This window comes from Shewanella sp. SG41-3 (assembly GCF_014164545.1).
GTDB lineage: Bacteria > Pseudomonadota > Gammaproteobacteria > Enterobacterales > Shewanellaceae > Shewanella > Shewanella vesiculosa.
This window is the reverse complement of sequence record NZ_JACJFJ010000005.1, coordinates 1-18,772: the sequence shown is the minus strand read 5'-3', so window position 1 is coordinate 18,772 and position 18,772 is coordinate 1. Positions and strand designations below refer to the sequence as shown.

Genomic DNA, 18,772 nt, shown 5'->3' with positions numbered 1-18,772 from the left:
TAGCATCGCTCTGACGCATAAGACAGCGTCAATAAGATTATCCGATATAACAATTTGAAATACCAATTCCATTAATTACGTGCTGAATCAGAGTCACTGAGTTTTTTCAGTTTCAGGCGCATTGTTGAAATAATGCTTGTCCCCTTATAAAACAATGCCACAAGAAATGGAAAGCTTAAGTAACTCCCAAGGGCGGGTTTCTGCACCATCTACACTGCTTAATATGATTTTGACGAAGAACAACTATGCCTACAATCCTATTACTTGCCTAAAAGGCACAACACTCCCACTGAATGATCAGATAAATATTGGAATGGGTATAATATCCATAATCAATACAGACGATAAACGGTATTCGTCAAACTCAAAAACAAAAGAGCCACTCAATTAAGAGTGGCTCTTCGTAATACAGATCCGATCGGATTGGCGTATTAACTAGTGAATTATTTTTTACCCGAGTTTGCCGCTTCAACTCGTGATTTTAGCTTCTGTCCAGGACGGAAGGTAACAACACGACGTGCGGAAATCGGAATATCTTCACCAGTTTTCGGGTTCCTTCCCGGTCTTTGATTCTTGTCCCTAAGGTCAAAGTTGCCAAAGCCAGATAACTTGACCTGCTCACCACTTTCGAGTGCTTCACGAATTTCTTCAAAAAAAGACTCGACCATCTCTTTAGCCACACGTTTGTTAATGCCTAATGTTTCAAAAAGATGTTCTGCCATTTCGGCTTTGGTAAGTGCCATACTTTAATCCCTCAACGATGCGTTGAACTCGGTCTTTAGAGCCAATACCACTGATTCCATAGCCTCAGTAATATCTTTATCTTCAAGTGTGCGAGTAGTGTCTTGTAACGTAAGTGCGATGGCTAGGCTCTTTTTGCCAGGCTCAACACCTTTACCTTGGTATACATCGAACAAGTTTAAGCCAACCAACTGATTTTCGCCAACTTTTCTTATCAAATTCATAACATCAGTTGCAGAAACAGTTTCATCTACTACTACCGCGATGTCGCGACGATTGGCAGGAAACTTAGATACAGCTTGGGCTAGCGGCAAACGGGCGTGCAATAATGCATCCAGTTCTAACTCAAAAACAATTGTTTTACCATTGAGGCCAAACGGCTTTTCCAAACTAGGATGGATAGCACCGATGTAACCAATGACTCGATTATTTCTCAATATTTCAGCACATTGACCTGGATGCAGCGCAGGATGTGTTGCCCCTTTAAAACTAAATTCTGTAGAGGCAACTGTCAAGCCGATTATTGCTTCTAAATCACCTTTTAAATCAAAGAAGTCGACAGTTTTCGATTCCATTGACCAATGTTCGTCATTTTGAACACCAGAAATAACCGCGCCCAGCATAGCTTGTTGACGAACACCAGAATCTGCTTGCGCATCAGGAACAAAGCGTAAACCGGTCTCAAATAAACGTACTCTATTTTGCTGACGGCTTTGGTTATAACCTACAGCAGTCAATAATCCAGTAAACATCGACAAACGCATGGCTGACATTTCAACTGAAATCGGGTTTGGCAACACCATGGCTTCTTCGCCTGGGTGCACAATATTCTGCATTTTGGGATCAACAAAGCTGTAGGTCACCGCTTCTTGGAAACCACGTGCAACAAACACACTGCGCACACGCTTAAGCGAGATATCAGCTTCTTGGTGATCAGACATGCTTAACGCAGCCATAGGGGCAACGTTAGGAATGTTGTTGTAGCCGTAAATACGCGCCACTTCTTCGATCAAATCTTCTTCAATCGCCATATCAAAACGATAAGTCGCAGTAGTCACATTCCATACATCAGCGTTGGTTTGCACGCTAAAACCTAAACGTTCTAGTATTTCAACCACGTCAGAGTCAGGAATAAAGTGACCTAAGGTTTTATCTAACTTGCTACGCCGCAAAGTAATATTAGCCGCTGTTGGTAAATGCTCCGCAGACAAAGCTTCAATCACTTGCCCTGCTTCACCACCACAGATATCTAATACTAGGCGAGTAGCACGATCCATCACCTTATGTTGTAGCTCAGGGTCAACACCACGTTCGAAACGGTGTGACGCGTCTGTGTGTAAGCCTAAACGACGTGATTTACCCATAATGGCTAGTGGTGAGAAGAAAGCACATTCCAAAAGGATGTTTTGGGTGTGTTCACTCACACCGGTACTCTCACCACCAAACACGCCTGCCAATGCAACAGCTTGTTTATCGTCGGCAATCACTAAGGTGTCGTTGGGGACAGTAATTTCGTTACCATCTAGCAAAGTTAACTTTTCAACACCATCTGCCAAACGCACAGTAATGCCGCCATTTAAGGTAGCTAAATCAAACGCATGCATTGGCTGACCAAATTCGATCAACACATAGTTGGTGATATCAACAATTGGATCAATTGAACGAATACCGCTGCGACGTAGCTTTTCTTGCATCCATAATGGCGTAGCAGCTTTAACATTAATGTTCTTAACCACACGGCCTAAGTAACGAGGGCACAAATCTGGCGCCACAACATTAATGCTAAACGGTGCGTCAATAGTCGCTGTAACAGCTTGCCAAGAAGGCTCGGTCACTGCTTGGCGATTTAATACGCCCACTTCGCGCGCAAGCCCTGCCATGCCTAAACAATCAGCACGGTTAGCCGTTAAATCAACATCAATAATGGCGTCATCTAATTGCAAGTATTCACGCACATTTACGCCTAAAGGCGCATCTAGTGGTAATTCGATAATGCCATCACTTTCGATGTCCATACCTAACTCGCCATACGAGCACAACATGCCCATTGATGGTTGACCACGTAATTTGGCTTTTTTGATTTTAAAATCGCCAGGCAATATTGCGCCTACCATAGCTACCGCAACTTTTAAGCCTAAACGGCAGTTTGGTGCGCCACAAACGATGTCGATAAGTTCATCGCCGCCAACATTAATTTTGGTAACGCGTAGTTTATCGGCATCAGGATGCTGGCCACATTCAACCACTTCACCAATAATCACGCCGCTAAAATCGCCAGCCACAGCATCAACACCGTCAACTTCAAGGCCGGCCATGGTAATTTGGTGTGATAATGCGTCACGACTTACTGATGGGTTAACCCACTCACGAAGCCAAGATTCACTGAATTTCATCTAATTTTTGCTCCGTTATTTGAATTGCTTAAGAAAACGTAAATCGTTCTCGAAGAAGGCACGTAAATCATTTACGCCGTAGCGCAACATGGTTAAACGCTCAACGCCCATACCAAAAGCAAAACCAGAATATTTTTCAGGGTCAATACCCACACTGCGCAGTACGTTTGGATGTACCATGCCACAGCCTAATACTTCTAACCACTTACCGTTTTTACCCATCACATCCACTTCGGCAGAAGGTTCTGTGAAAGGGAAATAAGATGGGCGGAAACGCACTTCTAAATCTTGCTCAAAGAAGTTACGCAAAAAGTCATGCAAGATACCTTTAAGCTCAGCAAAGTTAACATTTTCTGCAACCATTAAGCCTTCAACTTGGTGGAACATTGGCGTGTGTGTTTGGTCGTAATCGTTACGATAAACTCGGCCTGGAGAGATGATCCGTAGCGGTGGCTTTTCATGTTCCATTGTGCGAATTTGCACGCCAGAAGTTTGGGTGCGCAACATCACTTTTGGATTAAAGTAAAACGTGTCATGATCGGCACGAGCAGGATGATGCTCAGAAATATTTAACGCATCGAAATTATGGAAATCATCTTCGATTTCGGGACCTTGCTTGACAACAAACCCAAGTTCACCAAAGAATGTTTCGATACGTTCGATTGTACGCGTAACCGGATGTAAGCCACCAATATCTAACGTACGACCAGGTAAAGTGACATCGATATTTTCAGCAATTAATTTAGCTTCTAATTCTGATGCTTTAAATCCGTCGATACGCTCAGTCAACTGTTGTTGAACGGCTTGCTTTGCTTGATTGACTGCGGCACCAAAGGCAGGTTTTTCTTCTGCGCTTAATGACCCCATCATTTTCATCATGTCAGTGATTTTACCTTTTTTACCAAGGTAATCGACACGGATATCATCCAATGTCTTTAGATCACTGGCCTTATCAATGACCTCTAAGGCTTGTTCTACGATCTCGGTTAACTGCTGCATGTTATCATCCACTGCATTTGTGCATATCAATGCGATTGGGCGTCTGGTCGACTATTAACAATCAATAGTGACGACGCGGTAGTTTAACTCTTGTCAAAAGCCACAAAGAGCTAAAACTAAGGTTAAAAATAAAGACTGAAATTTTACGTTAGCGACTACCATTTTACTAGTCATTATTGGACTTTTTAATGCCAAATAGTTGTATTTAACTACAATTTCGACGTCTATGTTGCTAGTGATTGCCTATTGCCTATCATTCTTATTAACTGCAGGGGAATTTTTACATGCCAGCCACAAATCATTTGGCATAATTACGTAATAAAAAAGGCGCGTTATGCGCCTTTTTACTGAGACTAACTCAAATAGATACTCATCGATAATCAGTCAAATCTTATTATCTAAAGCGCATCGTTGCTGAGCCTGTTTCACCGTCATTATCAACCACAGTTAACTCAACGGTATGTTCACGACGGCTGAAACTAAAGGCCACAGGTCCGCGCGCTTTGCGGCCATTATTAAAGGCCCATTGCTGGCGCTTAATGACACCGTCTTGGTCATAGCTAGTTGAAATAAATAACTGCATAAACCATAAATTTACTCGCTGAATTTGCGCAATGGGGGCCATGTTGACAGGCTCGACAATACTTATGCTGCTAACACTCGTCGCAACATCACCTTTGTCATCGGTAACGGTTAATTGCACTTGGTAATCGCCTGATTGCAAATACTGATGCGAAGCCGTCACGCCAGATGCCACAGTGCCATCACCAAAGTCCCATTGATGCTGAACAATTTGGCCGTCACTATCAGTTGAAGTTGACTGAACGTGCAATACACTGCCATTTAATTGTTGCTCAAAGCTGGCCACAGGTAACGCATTTGCTGGAGCAAATTTAAACGAGATAATCACAGGATCATGATCGGATGAACGAAATGCATCCGCTTGATACAATTCTTGCAGTTGTGTTGCCGATTTATACTCTTCGTTATAATCCAGTACGATAGGCTCATCGGCGTTAATGTGCCATTGAGTAATGCCGACTAAGTTACTGACTAATTCATCATTGGCTAAAGCATGATCTAGCTGACCTGACTCACCAGAAAACACATAAGAGTAAGGCTTTTGGGCACCGACATAGCTGGTTAATTCATTATAACCATGACTTGCTAGCATGGTTAACGGATCTTCTTTTGCGTAGGCATTTAAATCGCCTATTACCAGTACTTTGCTATCAGGGTATTGCGCCGCTAACCATTGGCCAATAGCATCACTTGCTCGAGTTCGAGTTTGGTTACAATTACCTTGACCATCTTGTAAGTCAGGATCACCAAGACTATCACAGCTGCTGCCTTTAGATTTTAGATGATTCACGGCAACCACAATATTCTCGTCTGTGCCATTGACCGTAAATTGCTGAGTGAGCATTGGACGATTTTTACTGTCATCAAACAATTGCACGCCATTATCATCAGCGGGTGAATTTGCTGATGATAAAATCCCAGCCTCACCAGATAGCGTCAGTTTATCAGTGCGATAAATCATTCCCACAGTAATTGCATCGGTGCCGATTTTTGCCACGCTAGGCACTACATACGCATAAGTTGTTGTGCCTAGTGCCGCATTTAAACCGCTAACAAGATCACTGATGGCCGAGCTAGTGTCATAGCCATCATTCTCAATTTCCATTAAACCAAAGACATCGGCATTGATCGTTTGCATGGCATTGATAATTTTTGCGCGTTGACGCTCAAATTCAACGGCTGAATCAGCACCGCGATCAGTTGGAAAACCGTTACCGTTACCATCGCCATTGAAGTAATTGAGCACGTTAAAACTGGCGACTCTTAAATCGGCATCGGCAACCACTTCTGGTGCCATTTGACGTGGATTACTTTGGATAACATTTACTAAACTGGTCGGCATAATGCGGAATTGATTAAAGCCATAATGCATTACCCCTTCAAGCCTAGTCACACTATCACCCACTCGTAAGGTATTATTAGCCGATAGCCCGGGCGCAGGATACGGGATCACTTCAGGATTTTGGCGAGTTGAACCATCATCTAAAATAATGCTGTCACGGGAATTTTCGGCTGTAACGGCAACAGCATCAGCACCTGGAGTCGCGACCTGAGTTCCAATAAAGTGGCGGCTACTGCCTAATAACACTTCCCCATAGCGGCCTAAGCTGTATACCTCATTGACCACTAAATCCTGGTCAAAATACACACGCATACCTTCAACACGCTCAAGCTGCTGATTGTCATTTATTGGCAAGGTAACCGATGAGACACTTGGCAGCATTTGCTGAGTAGCACAAAGCGCAAATTGGCTAACGCCCGATAACTGAGTCACACCGTTATATTCTGCTACATTTGCGGCTAATCGAATCCTATCGCCCGCATTAACTTGTAACGCCTGAGTGCCGGTATAGACAAATATACCTTCCGAAGTGTCTATATCAGCATCAGCTTCAAGGTCAGCCATTTGCAAGAACACGCCTTTTAAACCCGCTTGCTGATCGCTGGTGACAATGGCTTCAACAACCACTGTATTCCCTATCAATGCGCTGGCTTGTGCATTACCTTGTATTTCATGAATAGCGACAGCTGATTGACCACAGACAAACTCAACTGGATCAACTGGATCAACTGGATCCGTTGAACCATTGGCTGAAAATCGACCTAAGTCACTAATGTCATCTTGCGCAAAACCTTGCCAGCCCACAAATGTTACGGCATCGTCAATCACTTGATCTGCAGTTAAATTATTTGTATCACGGCGCAACGTATTATTTTGGGTAGAGATATCGCCACTGCCCCATTCTGCACCGGGATCGACGCCTACTTGGCCTAAAGAATCGATAACATTGTCGCTATGAGTCAGCACAATGGCATCATCACCATTAAAAAAACTACCATTAGAAGTCAACTGGGCCAATGCTAAAATATCTGCTGAAGCATCATTATCAGTAATCACAAAAGTAGAGTTAGCCGCAATGTTGCCTGAAAGATTAATCTTGGTTGACGCAGAAGTATTACCATTAAAATAAAATGATAATACATAATCACTTAAATCAATATTGGTGCCTGTTGGGTTATATAACTCGATAGCTTTATTATTGCTACTACCTTCCACGTATTCTGAAATAAGTAAATCTTGTGCGCTGACTTGAAAAGCCATTAATGTTGATATTGATGCCGCAAGCAAGGTTTTATTGCTTAACATAATAGACCCTTATTATTATCCATAATTTTAGTTAACTGATTTATATCGTAAACATATTTTTATCGATTTATAGCGTAAATCGGCTGTTACTATATCGGTAACCGATGACAGTTAGGTTGCAGGTATGTTGCAGGATCAGATAAAAGCAATAAAAAAAATACCGCTCATAATGAGCGGTATTAATAAGATGAATTGGTTTAACTGTGATTAATGTTTTTTGGACACATCGACCATATAATGACCTTGCAGCCAATTGCGGCCAATTAATAATTTGTAACCCATTTTGCTGCGGTCTTTAAGGTTAACGTCAACAACATATTCATGACGAGGTTCACCAACATTTAACCTCACCATGTATCGTCTTTCTGTACCTTGTGCATTACGAATTAATGAGGTACCACGAATTTTGGTGCGAACCTCAGCTTGCTGACCTTTTTCGTTAGCTGTGGTGAATGTGATCATTTTACCTATGTTATTTTCGATATTAACTGTGTCTTCTTTATCGACGCGAATATTCACCGCGTGTAATGAATTTTCAACAGCCCCCGTATCAATGCGGGTATTATACAGCAAGCCAGTTTGCTTAATACTCAACTCAGCTAGAGGCCCAATCATTTTTTTATCTGAAACATCTACGATATAATCATGCTTTAAAAAGTTACGCCCTATGAGTAATTTGTGATTCATATGGCTACGATCACGTAAATTAACATGAATATTATGAAACTCATTGGCAAAACCGACGTCGAGTTTCACCATATAACGTGTTTCAATACCTTGAGAATTTTTGACTCTAGATGTACTGACTATTTCAGCTTGAATACGTTTTTTCTCACCACGCTCATTTTGTGTAGTAAATTCAACAATTTTACCGACATCGTTTTTCATTTTCTTAGATGCACCGCCAATAATATCTATATCGACTGCGTGTAATGAGGTATTGGCAGCACCGGTATCAATGCGGGCACGATAATGAAGTCCAGACTTAGCAACAGTCATGGTTTCGACTTGTCTTAAAACGGTTTTATCACTTGCAAATACGGATATAGAAAGGAAACACAATACAGCGGCAATCACAATTCTTTTAAACATGATCAATTCCAAAAATCCACAAATCGCTTTAATAGCGGGCGTTTAGCTGCGTTTAACGCAACAAATGATCAACTTCTTGATCAAATAAATTTTTAATTAAACCAGAAAACTCAGTAATAAAAATACTCTGTTCAGGGGTGGCTAAATGATTAGCGACAGAGGCTAAAATCTCTTCTAAATCGTATACAATTGCGTCAATTTCACGGATCACCATATTGCGCTCAGCAAACGATAGCTGTGGGTTCTGGCCGCAAACCATAATAATCTGAGCAGATAACTGCTCTTCAAACAATTCCATGACAGTTTCAGTTGCCGCTACATTATTCTCAGATGACTCAAACAGCCCTAAATGTTCAGTTAAATACTGAATTAAATGTATGTACCCTTCTTTGTCAGTAACCATTTTATCCTACCTTTCTTGAAACGACTTAACCGAAAATGGCTTTCAATCGTGATGATCGAATGCCATTTTCAATCACAGATAACTACTGCGCTAAGGTTAGCACAAATGACACAGGCACTGCTAAGCTGATGCTCGGTAAACCGGCCAATTCTTTGAGTTTTTCGACACCTGCCACAAGACCGAATTCATTTGCTTGTACAATCACAGGCGCTAAGCTTGAAACCACCATTTTCTTATCAGATAATTTTGCCACTAACACATCAAAGCTCTTCTGTTGTTTCTGACCATGTAACATAATGGTCGCTTCAACTTGGGTCGTTAATGTGTCACCGACTTTTAATCCGGCAAGCAATTTAGGATTGACCACCGCATCTATCGTTAATGTTGGAAACTGCGCGACTTCAAATAACACTGACTGCAAACGCTGATCACGAATTTCAACTCCAGTATCAACACTGGTTAAATCAATCGATAAAGAAAATGCACCCGCATCCGTTAATGAACCAGCAACGTGTTTAAAATGATTCACTTCAGCAATATCAGTTTTCTTAATCGAAATAAAGCTTACTCGAGAATGATCTTGATTGACTTGCCAGTCACTTGCCATCACAGATGTGCTGAGCAAGCTAGCGGCTAATAATGGTAACCATTTTTTCATCATAAAGTCCTTAGTATAGAAAGTCAGATTAAGTATAGAGTAATATTTGCTTATATTTTGCTGGGGATCAATTTAGCCAGCCATTTGTCTAATGCTTGTGCAAACGCATGCTTATCCGTTTGTGAAAAACTATTCGGGCCACCAGTATGAATACCACTGCTGCGCATTTCTTCCATAAAGTCACGCATAGTCAGGATCTGTTTGATATTTTCCACGGTATAAACCGTTCCTCTGGGATTTAATACAAGCGCACCTTTATCAACCGCATCCGATGCAAGGGGAATATCAGCAGTAACCACCAAATCCCCTTGTGCCACTTGTTCGACAATGTAGTTGTCGGCCTCATCAAAACCTGAGCTCACTCGGATCATGCTAATTAAAGGTGATATTGGTACTTTAATCATCTGATTAGCAACCAGCACAAGTTGAATCGATTTCCGCTCAGATGCCCGAAATAACATCTCTTTAACCGGATTAGGGCAAGCATCAGCATCAACCCAGATTTTATTCGTTATCACAGCTAAAAGCTCCTGTTCATTAACACTCATTAAGGTGCCAAACGATCAATATTCCAATCAGCATCGGTTTTGGTGTAAATAAATCGGTCGTGTAATCTGTGTTCACCACCTTGCCAAAACTCAACGCTGGCAGGACGAACTAAATATCCGCCCCAAAACTTCGGCAGAGGGACTTCACCTTGGGCAAACTTTGCTTTCATTTCTGCAAATTTTCCTTCAAGGGCCTGTCGCGCACTAATTTTGCTTGATTGCTTAGATACCCAAGCAGCAATTTGGCTGTCTTTGGGTCTAGACATAAAGTATTTTGCCACATCTAACATCGATAATGGCTCCGCTTGACCTAATACCGCGACTTGGCGATCAAGTGGATGCCATGGAAACAATAAACTGATTTTGCTATTAACGGCTATTTGTTTAGCTTTGCGGCTTTCTAAATTAGTAAAAAAAACAAAACCGTTGTCATCAAATTTCTTCAGTAACACAATACGTTGAAATGGCTGACCATCTTCATCAACCGTAGCAACGCACATAGCAGTTGGATCGGAAAGCTGAGCATCTTTAGCTTGCTGCATCCATTGTTCAAACAGATCCATTGGGTTAGCAGGTAAATTAGCCCGTCTTAATCCACCTTGGGTATATTCACGGCGAATATCACTTAAATCACTCATACTGGCTCCTCATTAAAGCTTGCAAGTTGTATTCTACGCTGAGCTGACACAAAAAAGCCAACGTCAACACGTTGGCTTAGGTGTTTAATAGTAAAGTTAAAATTACTTTTTAATTAAGCCTTTACCTTGGGTGCAAACATACAGTATTTCAAGGTCCAATGTTGCACCTGCAAGCGCGGTAATTTCAGCAGAATTTATGATGCTGCGACTGCAACAACATCTATCGCAACAAGACTCATACCACGTAAACCGCGCATCATTGCCATTGATTTATCACAGGTTAAGCCACAACACTCTGAGGTATCCGTAGCGGATGAAAAGCAGCATCTAAGTAATCACAATGACAGTGTTAGACTCAATGGGTTTAAAATTAAGCGCTTGGCGTAAATAGCTAAATACATTTGAATAAAGCCAATAATTAGCTTTGTCGGTGAAAGGAGTCATAGGCTATGCAAAAGATAGCTAGCACCGATAATTATAATAAAATAGGCTTCAGCACTTCTAAGCAATCTTGCTGATAGTGGCTAAAATGTATGTTGTAACCTTGCTCAAGAGTCATCGAACAATGGCTTAAACACACATAATTTAACATTGGCTTATTGGCCATATGACTATTAAAGCCAATAATATCGCAGCTGTTAGGCTGTAATAATACGATAAGCTCAGCAAAAATATCGACCTGATTTGAGCTAATATCGATGTTGGTTTCAACACTCACATAAGAGCTATTTTCCTGCGGCGTAATGTGTATAGTAAAATATTCAGCACCTCGAATACCATTAATGGAATACCCTAAAGGACTGAATAAATATTGATCAACACTAAAACCGCTGAATAATTGTTCCAATTGTAACAGCTGACTAATTTGTTCTGTTGATTGATGCTCGCCACGTAAATAGTCTGCTACGGTACCAGAAATATGATACATCAGTAATTCATTGGTGGTATCAAGTGGACTGGCTTGATAATGCTTATCTGTGGTAAAAATATAATGGTGATGGCTATCTAAATGACCCATTCTATAGGCCTGCCCACCAATAAAATCTCTTAACCTAAGCACATCATCGCCAAAAGAGCTGGCTTGTAAATGAGCATAATATTCATTTTTACGCTGATAACACACATAGGAAATCGCTTGTTCACCTATATGCTCAATGAAGTAACAGGCTGATTCGACTAACGTACTAGCCCCGCATGTGAGCACAACGATACGATCATCCCAAACAAATAAGCTTGATTCACTCAATAAATAAGCATCACAAAAATCATTGCTTATGCTAGATAAAATGTCTGCATTTGAGGCAGCAACAAGCCCCTGCCAAAACGTTCGATCTAAAGACCGTAATTTAGGCGCGGCTGCATCAACAATAATCTCTAACTTTTTCTCTGAACCTTCAAAAAACATCTTAGCAACTTAAAAGCCTAGCCACCTGAGGGTGCTAGGCTTTTTGGATAACAAGTTAACCTAATAGAAGAGATTAAAAATCTTCTAAGTAAGTGTAGCCTTTAAGACCTAACTGCAATTCTTCTAGAATACTAGCTCGCTCATCTTCAACAATATGCTGATTCACAAGCTCTTCATAGGTGCGCATAAAGTCAACAGCATCTAGATTCACATAGCGTAATACATCTGCTACCGTGTCGCCTTGTAAGACAGACTCAATCTGGCTTAATCCACGCTCATCGATACGCACTACTGCTGAGTTAGTATCACCAAATAAGTTATGCATATCGCCCAAGATTTCTTGGTACGCACCCACCATGAAGAAACCAATCAAATACGGGCTGTCAGCACTCCACGCAGGTACAGGTAAGGTAGTTTCAATACCTTGACCATCAACATATTGATCCACAATACCGTCTGAGTCACAGGTAATATCTAACATAACCGCACGGCGCTCTGGCGCTTTATCTAATCCCGATAAAGGCAACACAGGGAACACTTGATCAATACCCCATGCATCAGGTAATGACTGGAATAATGAGAAGTTAACGAAAAACTTATCGGCTAATTTTTCATTTAATTCATCAATCACTGGACGATGATAACGGTTATTGTTACTTAATAATCCCTTCACTTCATGGCAAACACGTAAATTAGCTTGTTCTGCCCAAGCTCGGTCAGCCAAACTTAATTGACCCACAGCAAACAATGAGTGTGCTTCAGAAATATCACTTTGGCTATCATGATAAATTTCAATAATCGCACGTTGATCATAACGACCGCTGATTTCTAACCAAGATTGCCACATATTGTGGAGCAATTGCGGTGCATCTTCACTTGGTTCCTGAATATTTTCAGGAAGATAGGCTTCAGTACCTATAACATCCGTAATCAACACTGCATGATGCGCCGTTAAATGGCGACCTGATTCAGAAATAATACGCGGCATTGGTTGCTCGTATTCATTACATAAATCGGTTAATACATTGACAATATTGTTTGCATACTCATTTAAACCATAATTCATTGAGTTGTTGCTTTGGCTACGAGTACCATCGTAGTCAACCGCTAACCCGCCGCCGACATCGAAACAATCAATACTGGCACCTAGTTGGCGTAATTCACAATAAAAACGACCAGCTTCACTTACGCCTTGGCGAATGTCACGGATGTTGGCAATTTGCGACCCTAAATGGAAATGTAATAACTGAAGAGAATTAAGCATATTAGCACTTTTCAATTCAGCTATAACTTTCAACACCTGCGCTGCAGATAAACCAAATTTGGACTTTTCGCCACCGCTGGCTTGCCATTTGCCTTTACCTTGGAAAGCCAAACGTACACGTAAACCTAAACGAGGTGTAATACCGAGCTTTTCAGCTTCAATTAATACCATTTTAAGTTCTGACATTTTTTCCAGAACGATATACACCTTATGGCCAAGCTTTTCACCGATAAGTGCTAAACGAATATATTCTTTATCTTTATAACCATTACATACAATCACTGAACTGGCTTTTTGTGCCATAGCCAATACAGCCATTAATTCAGGCTTACTACCAGCTTCAAGCCCTAATTGAGGGACTTCTTTCGATTTTTGGCTAGCTAAAATTTCTTCAACTACCGTTTTCTGTTGGTTTACTTTAATTGGGTAAACTAACAAGTAATCATTTTGATAATCGTACTTCTTAATTGCATCATTAAATGCTTCGCATAAACTTTCCACTCTGTGGTGCAAAATCTGCGGGAAACGGACTAAAACCGGTAACGAAACGCCTGCTTCAACCATACTTTTAGCTAATTCATTTAAGCCAACTTTATGATCAGGATTTTGTGGGTTAGGTGACACTGTCACTTCGCCATCTTCACGAATACCATAAAAACCTTGGCTCCAGTGAGTCACGTTATAACCCGAGCGAGCATCTTCGATAGACCAATCAGACATAATTATTTTCCGTATTTGTATCAAAGTTAGCAGTGCCGCAATAGGGGCATCTACTTGTTAAAAATCCAGATAACACAACAAGGTTATCTCAACAGTAAAAGAGTGTGCAGCCCGATTGAAGCTACAAAACTCTTGACTAAAAAGGCACTGCCAAGTGCCCTAATGTCATCTCATCTTTATTTATCTATTGCACAACATCTAATGACAATCATCTTACGCAGATATTCACAAATCATGCAAATTTTACTAACAGAGTATCGACTAGTTGCTGTAACAGGTTTTTTACTGATTTCGCGCACGGTTAGATCACTTTTAAATCCCAAAACCAGTAACATTTTCAGCCTTTATAAAAACGGCGCAATTAAAACCTGCAATGGCGTGTAATGCAAGTTAATTACCGAATAATTACCAGAAAAAAACGTCTATAATCGATGAGTTAAACATCAATAAACAGTACCTCAACCATAAATGATTTTTAATCGTGCTTAATTGGCACAACGTCAGCTAAATTTACGTGTATAATTAAGCGGATTTCCAAAGATCGTCTTTTCATTTTTATCTTTCATTAAAGTAGAGCAGAGTCATTCATGATACAAATCGGTAAACGTTATTCATTAGAAGTCGTTAAACAAGTTAATTTTGGGGTTTATCTAAATGCTCAAGAGCTTGGGCAAGTCTTGCTTCCTAATAAATTTGTCCCTACCGGTTGTAATGTCGGTGATATGGTCGATGTATTTCTTTACTTAGACTCAGAAGACATTGTGATAGCTACCACCCAAAAAGCACTTGCTCAAGTAGGTGAATATGCTTACTTAAAAGTGGTTGCAACAGGCCCATATGGTGCCTTTTTAGATTGGGGATTAGACAAAGATTTATTGCTGCCTTTCGGCGAGCAACACAAACCTGCCGAAGAAGGCCACTCATATTTAGTGTATGTTCATGCTAACCATGCCGATGAACGCATCATGGCCTCCTCTAAACTGGATAAGTTTGTTGATAAAACAGAAGCTCATTACACCGAAGGCGAACAAGTTAACTTGATCATTGGCGGCACAACAGATTTAGGCTACAAAGCTATTATCAATCACCAGCACTGGGGAGTGATATACCAAAATGAAGTGTTTCAAAAACTTCGCTTTGGCCAAAAAGTCACCGGTTTTATTAAAACGATGCGCAGTGATGGCAAAATTGATCTTGTGCTGCAAAAAGGTGACAAAGATGAGCTCGATAAAAATGCTCGCTTGATCATCAATAAACTGCGCAGCGCAAACGGCTTTTTACCTTTACATGACAAAACTGATGCCGATGTTATTTATGACAAACTCGCTATGAGTAAGAAAGCCTTTAAAAAATCTATTGGTGGTTTATTTAAAGCAGGTGAAATCACTATCGAAAGTGACGGTATTCGCTTAACTGTGTGAACAATAATCGATTAACCTCCCTAAACTAGTGCAATCCTTTGAGAAAAAGCATGGCTCTGTTATAAAAGTAATAGAATCATGCTTTTTATTAAAAGGATACTGTTTATGGAATTAACCCCGCTAGAAGCTCGAGTTATCGGGTGCTTGCTCGAAAAAGAACTTACAACTCCTGATCAATATCCCCTGTCATTAAACTCACTTACCCTAGCATGTAACCAAAAAAGTAGCCGTGAACCGGTTATGTCACTCAGTGAATCTCAAGTACAAACGATACTAGAAGACCTCTCTAAAAAACGCTTAATCAGTGAGCAATCCGGTTTTGGTAGTCGCGTCGTAAAATATAAACATCGCTTTTGTAATACTGAGTTCAGCGAATTACAGTTAACCAGTGCTGAAGTTGGATTAATTTGTGTGTTGTTATTACGTGGTCCTCAAACGCCAGGGGAACTCAAAACGCGCTCAAATAGACTGCACGAGTTCACTGATGTATCTCAAGTTGAATCCGTATTACTGGCATTAAGCCAAGGTGAAAAACCCTTAGTAGTACAACTTGCTCGAGAGCCGAATAAACGTGATTGCCGCTTTCTTGAGTGCTTCAGTGGTAATGTTGACGACTATGATGTTAACAGTAGTCATGCCATTGTGGTTTCAGGCCACACGCAGCAAACATTACAGCAAGATACTCGGATTGCAGAATTAGAGCGCAGAGTTGAATTGCTGGAACAAAAGCTCGCACAATTAGAACCCCTATTAGACTAACTTATGCTTTCCGTTAAACGGTAAGCAAGGACAATATTATGGAAAGTACTGCCTCCCCATCAACATTGACTCATATTTGGTTATTAGCCAAATATGAGTTAAGCAAACGCTTTACCAATAAAAGCGGCATGATTTCATTAATTGCCTTTATGTTAATTTGGGCAATTTTATTACTGTATCCGATTAAGAGTGCATCTGAATTTATTATGCAGCCAAACTTCAGAGACTTTACCGAAGCACTCTTTGGACCTGGGAGTTTACGCCATCTATTCGAATGGCCAGTTGAAGAATTTGCAGTGTTCTGGCTAGCCGCACTATATCTGTTTCCCATGTTCAGTATTTTTATCGCCGCAGATCAATTTAGCTCAGATAAGCAACGTGGTAGCTTGCGATTTTTAACCTTAAGAGTTAGTCGTAGCAGTTTGTTTTTTGGACGTTTTCTAGGTCAAATGCTGATCCAATTAATGCTTATTGTGTTAACACTGTTGGCCACTATCGCATTGGCTCTTTCGCGTGATATGTCATTATTACTGCCATCGATCACCACCAGCCTATTAGTGATGGTGAACTTAGTCATTGTATTATTGCCCTACACTGCCGCCATGGCGGTGCTGTCATTACATGCCAACTCGGCCAGACAAGCGAGTATCTTTGCGGTTATCTTGTGGGCTGTGGTATCGATTTTTATTGCCTTGATCAATATGAACTTCCCCCAACTGAGCTGGTTAAATTGGATGTTGCCAGGTTCGCAAATTTCTAATTTAATTAATACTCAAGGGCTAAGCTCTTTCGCACTTGCTCCCATCCCATTACTGCAAACTGCGGTTATTTTATTTGTTGGTAAACACTTAATGAGTCGGAGCGCACTATGAGTATCATTCAATGTGACAACCTTTCTAAACAATATGGTAATAAACTGGCGCTCGACACAGTATCGTTAACGTTGACACAGGGCGCACCCATTGCATTAGTTGGTCCTAATGGGGCCGGTAAAACGACCTTATTCAGTTTATTATGTGGGTATATTCAACCCACCAATGGCAGCATTAGCATTTTAGGCCACAAGCCAGGTAGCAAAGCGCTGCAAGGACTATTATCGGCATTACCACAAGATGCAGCATTAGATCCTAATTTTAGTATCGTGTCACAACTGCAATTCTTTGCCCAATTACAAGGCATGACAACAAAAGCCGCCAAGCGAGAAGCATTACGAGTACTCGCGCTTGTTGATTTAACCGATTCTGCTGAAGCTAAGCCCAAAAGCTTAAGTCACGGGATGAGCAAACGAGTCTCAATAGCACAAGCGTTAATGGGTTCACCTAAAATTGTCTTACTCGATGAACCAACAGCTGGACTTGATCCTGCCAATGCGAAAAAAATCCGCCAGATTGTTAAAGATTTATCAGGTAATACAACTTTTGTGATCAGCTCGCATAATCTTGATGAACTTGAAAAGTTATGCGACCAAGTTGTCTATCTTGAGCATGGCAAACTACAACAATCTGTATCGATAAAAGCCAGTCAAGCAACTGACTTTATTACCCTGACAATGAAACAGTGTGACATGGATAGCCTCCACCAAAAACTATTGGGGCTAAACGATATTATTCAAGTTAGACGCATCGGTGATGATCAATATGTTATTGAGTACCAAAAACAATCTGGCTTCGCCATTGAAATACAATTATTTGAACTGTTTACGGTGAATCAATGGCAATATAAAGCCTTGCTGAAAGGCCGAACCTTAGAAGAAACCTTATTCTCTTAATATTTAAAGATTATTCAGAATATGACTTATGCTCATCAGCTTCGCTAGTGATGAGAAAGCGACTCACTGCACGTTATTACAATAGTATGTAGTCCCCTTATTTATGACTAACTAGCACTTTTTCATAAACGAGGGGATGCAAAAATGTCACATCATCATCCCCTCTCAATTCCGTGATCGTCTCTTGATATTAACAATGCTCAAACACTATCCATTACCAAAAAAGCTCTTAAACTCGCACTCCTTAGTCACTCGCTTGGACTAGCAGGCATAGACTGTATTAACCAAGAGTAAATTAATCACACAGCGCACAACTTACATCAGCCAGTTATTGTCATTACATCTAGCGGATCAGTTTGAGCAAATTTTTAATTACTCAGGTTAAGCTATGGGGTAAGTAAGCTAAATCCACCCCATTCGGCCTATTTCATTAACCTCGCATTTGTTTTGTTAGCAACACAGATCAACACCTTAATAACCTGCCCATTGCAAAACAATGAAATCCAATCAGCGATACAACCTACTGTTTGATAATCGTTTATTATCCCGAGTCGAGGTTATTCTCTATTAAATGACAAGCCTCAAGCCCATAGCGGCGAGTAATCGATGATTAAACAAACTCTAATGAGAAATGATTAACGCGATACCAGGTCGAAGCATAAGTAAATAATATAATAAACGTAAGCAAAACTGAGATTTATGATAATAGAAGGTAGATGATGGATGGTAGAAGG

At 40.7% G+C, this 18,772-nt stretch carries 16 protein-coding genes; 4 read left to right on the top strand and 12 right to left on the bottom strand.

The genetic code is table 11. From position 1 onward, the window contains the following. Positions 1-443: 443 nt before the first annotated feature. The 12 genes from ihfA to speA all read right to left on the bottom strand — a co-directional run bounded on the left by ihfA (position 444) and on the right by speA (position 14,090). A complete protein-coding gene (ihfA, locus tag H5164_RS10980; RefSeq protein WP_011637176.1) occupies positions 444-743 on the bottom strand; it encodes an integration host factor subunit alpha in 300 nt (99 codons plus the stop codon). A gap of 3 nt (positions 744-746) precedes the next feature. Further along, a complete protein-coding gene (gene pheT, locus H5164_RS10975; RefSeq protein WP_124018127.1) occupies positions 747-3,134 on the bottom strand; it encodes a phenylalanine--tRNA ligase subunit beta in 2,388 nt (795 codons plus the stop codon). 15 nt (positions 3,135-3,149) lie between these two features. After that, on the bottom strand, positions 3,150-4,133 hold the full coding sequence (gene pheS / locus H5164_RS10970) for a phenylalanine--tRNA ligase subunit alpha (RefSeq protein WP_182756110.1): 984 nt from the start codon (positions 4,131-4,133) through the stop codon (positions 3,150-3,152). A 394-nt stretch (positions 4,134-4,527) separates the two neighbouring features. Next, positions 4,528-7,362 carry an ExeM/NucH family extracellular endonuclease gene (locus H5164_RS10965; RefSeq protein ID WP_182756108.1) on the bottom strand — a complete coding sequence of 945 codons (2,835 nt, stop codon included), beginning with the start codon at positions 7,360-7,362 and terminating at the stop codon, positions 4,528-4,530. A 207-nt stretch (positions 7,363-7,569) separates the two neighbouring features. Beyond that, positions 7,570-8,454: a RimK/LysX family protein gene (locus H5164_RS10960; RefSeq protein WP_124018124.1), complete on the bottom strand. Its 885-nt coding sequence runs from the start codon at positions 8,452-8,454 to the stop codon at positions 7,570-7,572. Positions 8,455-8,506: 52 nt separating this feature from the next. After that, complete coding sequence (locus tag H5164_RS10955) at positions 8,507-8,857, bottom strand: DUF3802 family protein (protein WP_124018123.1); 351 nt, start codon at positions 8,855-8,857, stop codon at positions 8,507-8,509. Positions 8,858-8,939: 82 nt separating this feature from the next. Then, complete coding sequence (locus H5164_RS10950; RefSeq protein ID WP_165870182.1) at positions 8,940-9,515, bottom strand: YceI family protein; 576 nt, start codon at positions 9,513-9,515, stop codon at positions 8,940-8,942. A 50-nt stretch (positions 9,516-9,565) separates the two neighbouring features. Further along, the gene (locus H5164_RS10945; protein ID WP_124018121.1) at positions 9,566-10,063 is read right to left on the bottom strand and encodes a YaiI/YqxD family protein; all 498 of its coding nucleotides are present in this window, start codon (positions 10,061-10,063) and stop codon (positions 9,566-9,568) included. Further along, on the bottom strand, positions 10,063-10,701 hold the full coding sequence (gene pdxH / locus H5164_RS10940; protein WP_124018120.1) for a pyridoxamine 5'-phosphate oxidase: 639 nt from the start codon (positions 10,699-10,701) through the stop codon (positions 10,063-10,065). Before pdxH ends, H5164_RS10945 begins: the two co-directional genes overlap by 1 nt. A gap of 194 nt (positions 10,702-10,895) precedes the next feature. Continuing rightward, entirely contained in the window at positions 10,896-10,967 is a 72-nt protein-coding gene (locus H5164_RS20200) for a hypothetical protein (protein WP_404948425.1), read from the bottom strand. A 209-nt stretch (positions 10,968-11,176) separates the two neighbouring features. Continuing rightward, positions 11,177-12,106, bottom strand: a complete 930-nt coding sequence (locus H5164_RS10935) for an adenosylmethionine decarboxylase (protein ID WP_182698524.1) — start codon at positions 12,104-12,106, stop codon at positions 11,177-11,179. A 73-nt stretch (positions 12,107-12,179) separates the two neighbouring features. Further along, positions 12,180-14,090 carry a biosynthetic arginine decarboxylase gene (speA, locus tag H5164_RS10930; RefSeq protein WP_124018118.1) on the bottom strand — a complete coding sequence of 637 codons (1,911 nt, stop codon included), beginning with the start codon at positions 14,088-14,090 and terminating at the stop codon, positions 12,180-12,182. Positions 14,091-14,677: 587 nt separating this feature from the next. Here speA and H5164_RS10925 point away from each other — a divergent pair. The 4 genes from H5164_RS10925 to H5164_RS10910 all read left to right on the top strand — a co-directional run bounded on the left by H5164_RS10925 (position 14,678) and on the right by H5164_RS10910 (position 18,038). Continuing rightward, the gene (locus H5164_RS10925; protein WP_182698523.1) at positions 14,678-15,511 is read left to right on the top strand and encodes a S1 RNA-binding domain-containing protein; all 834 of its coding nucleotides are present in this window, start codon (positions 14,678-14,680) and stop codon (positions 15,509-15,511) included. A gap of 105 nt (positions 15,512-15,616) precedes the next feature. Next, the gene (locus H5164_RS10920; protein WP_182756106.1) at positions 15,617-16,270 is read left to right on the top strand and encodes a YceH family protein; all 654 of its coding nucleotides are present in this window, start codon (positions 15,617-15,619) and stop codon (positions 16,268-16,270) included. Between the two features lie 38 nt (positions 16,271-16,308). After that, positions 16,309-17,142 carry an ABC transporter permease gene (locus tag H5164_RS10915; protein ID WP_182756104.1) on the top strand — a complete coding sequence of 278 codons (834 nt, stop codon included), beginning with the start codon at positions 16,309-16,311 and terminating at the stop codon, positions 17,140-17,142. Then, on the top strand, positions 17,139-18,038 hold the full coding sequence (locus tag H5164_RS10910) for an ABC transporter ATP-binding protein (protein ID WP_182756102.1): 900 nt from the start codon (positions 17,139-17,141) through the stop codon (positions 18,036-18,038). The genes H5164_RS10915 and H5164_RS10910 overlap by 4 nt, the downstream gene beginning before the upstream one ends. Positions 18,039-18,772 lie beyond the last annotated feature (734 nt).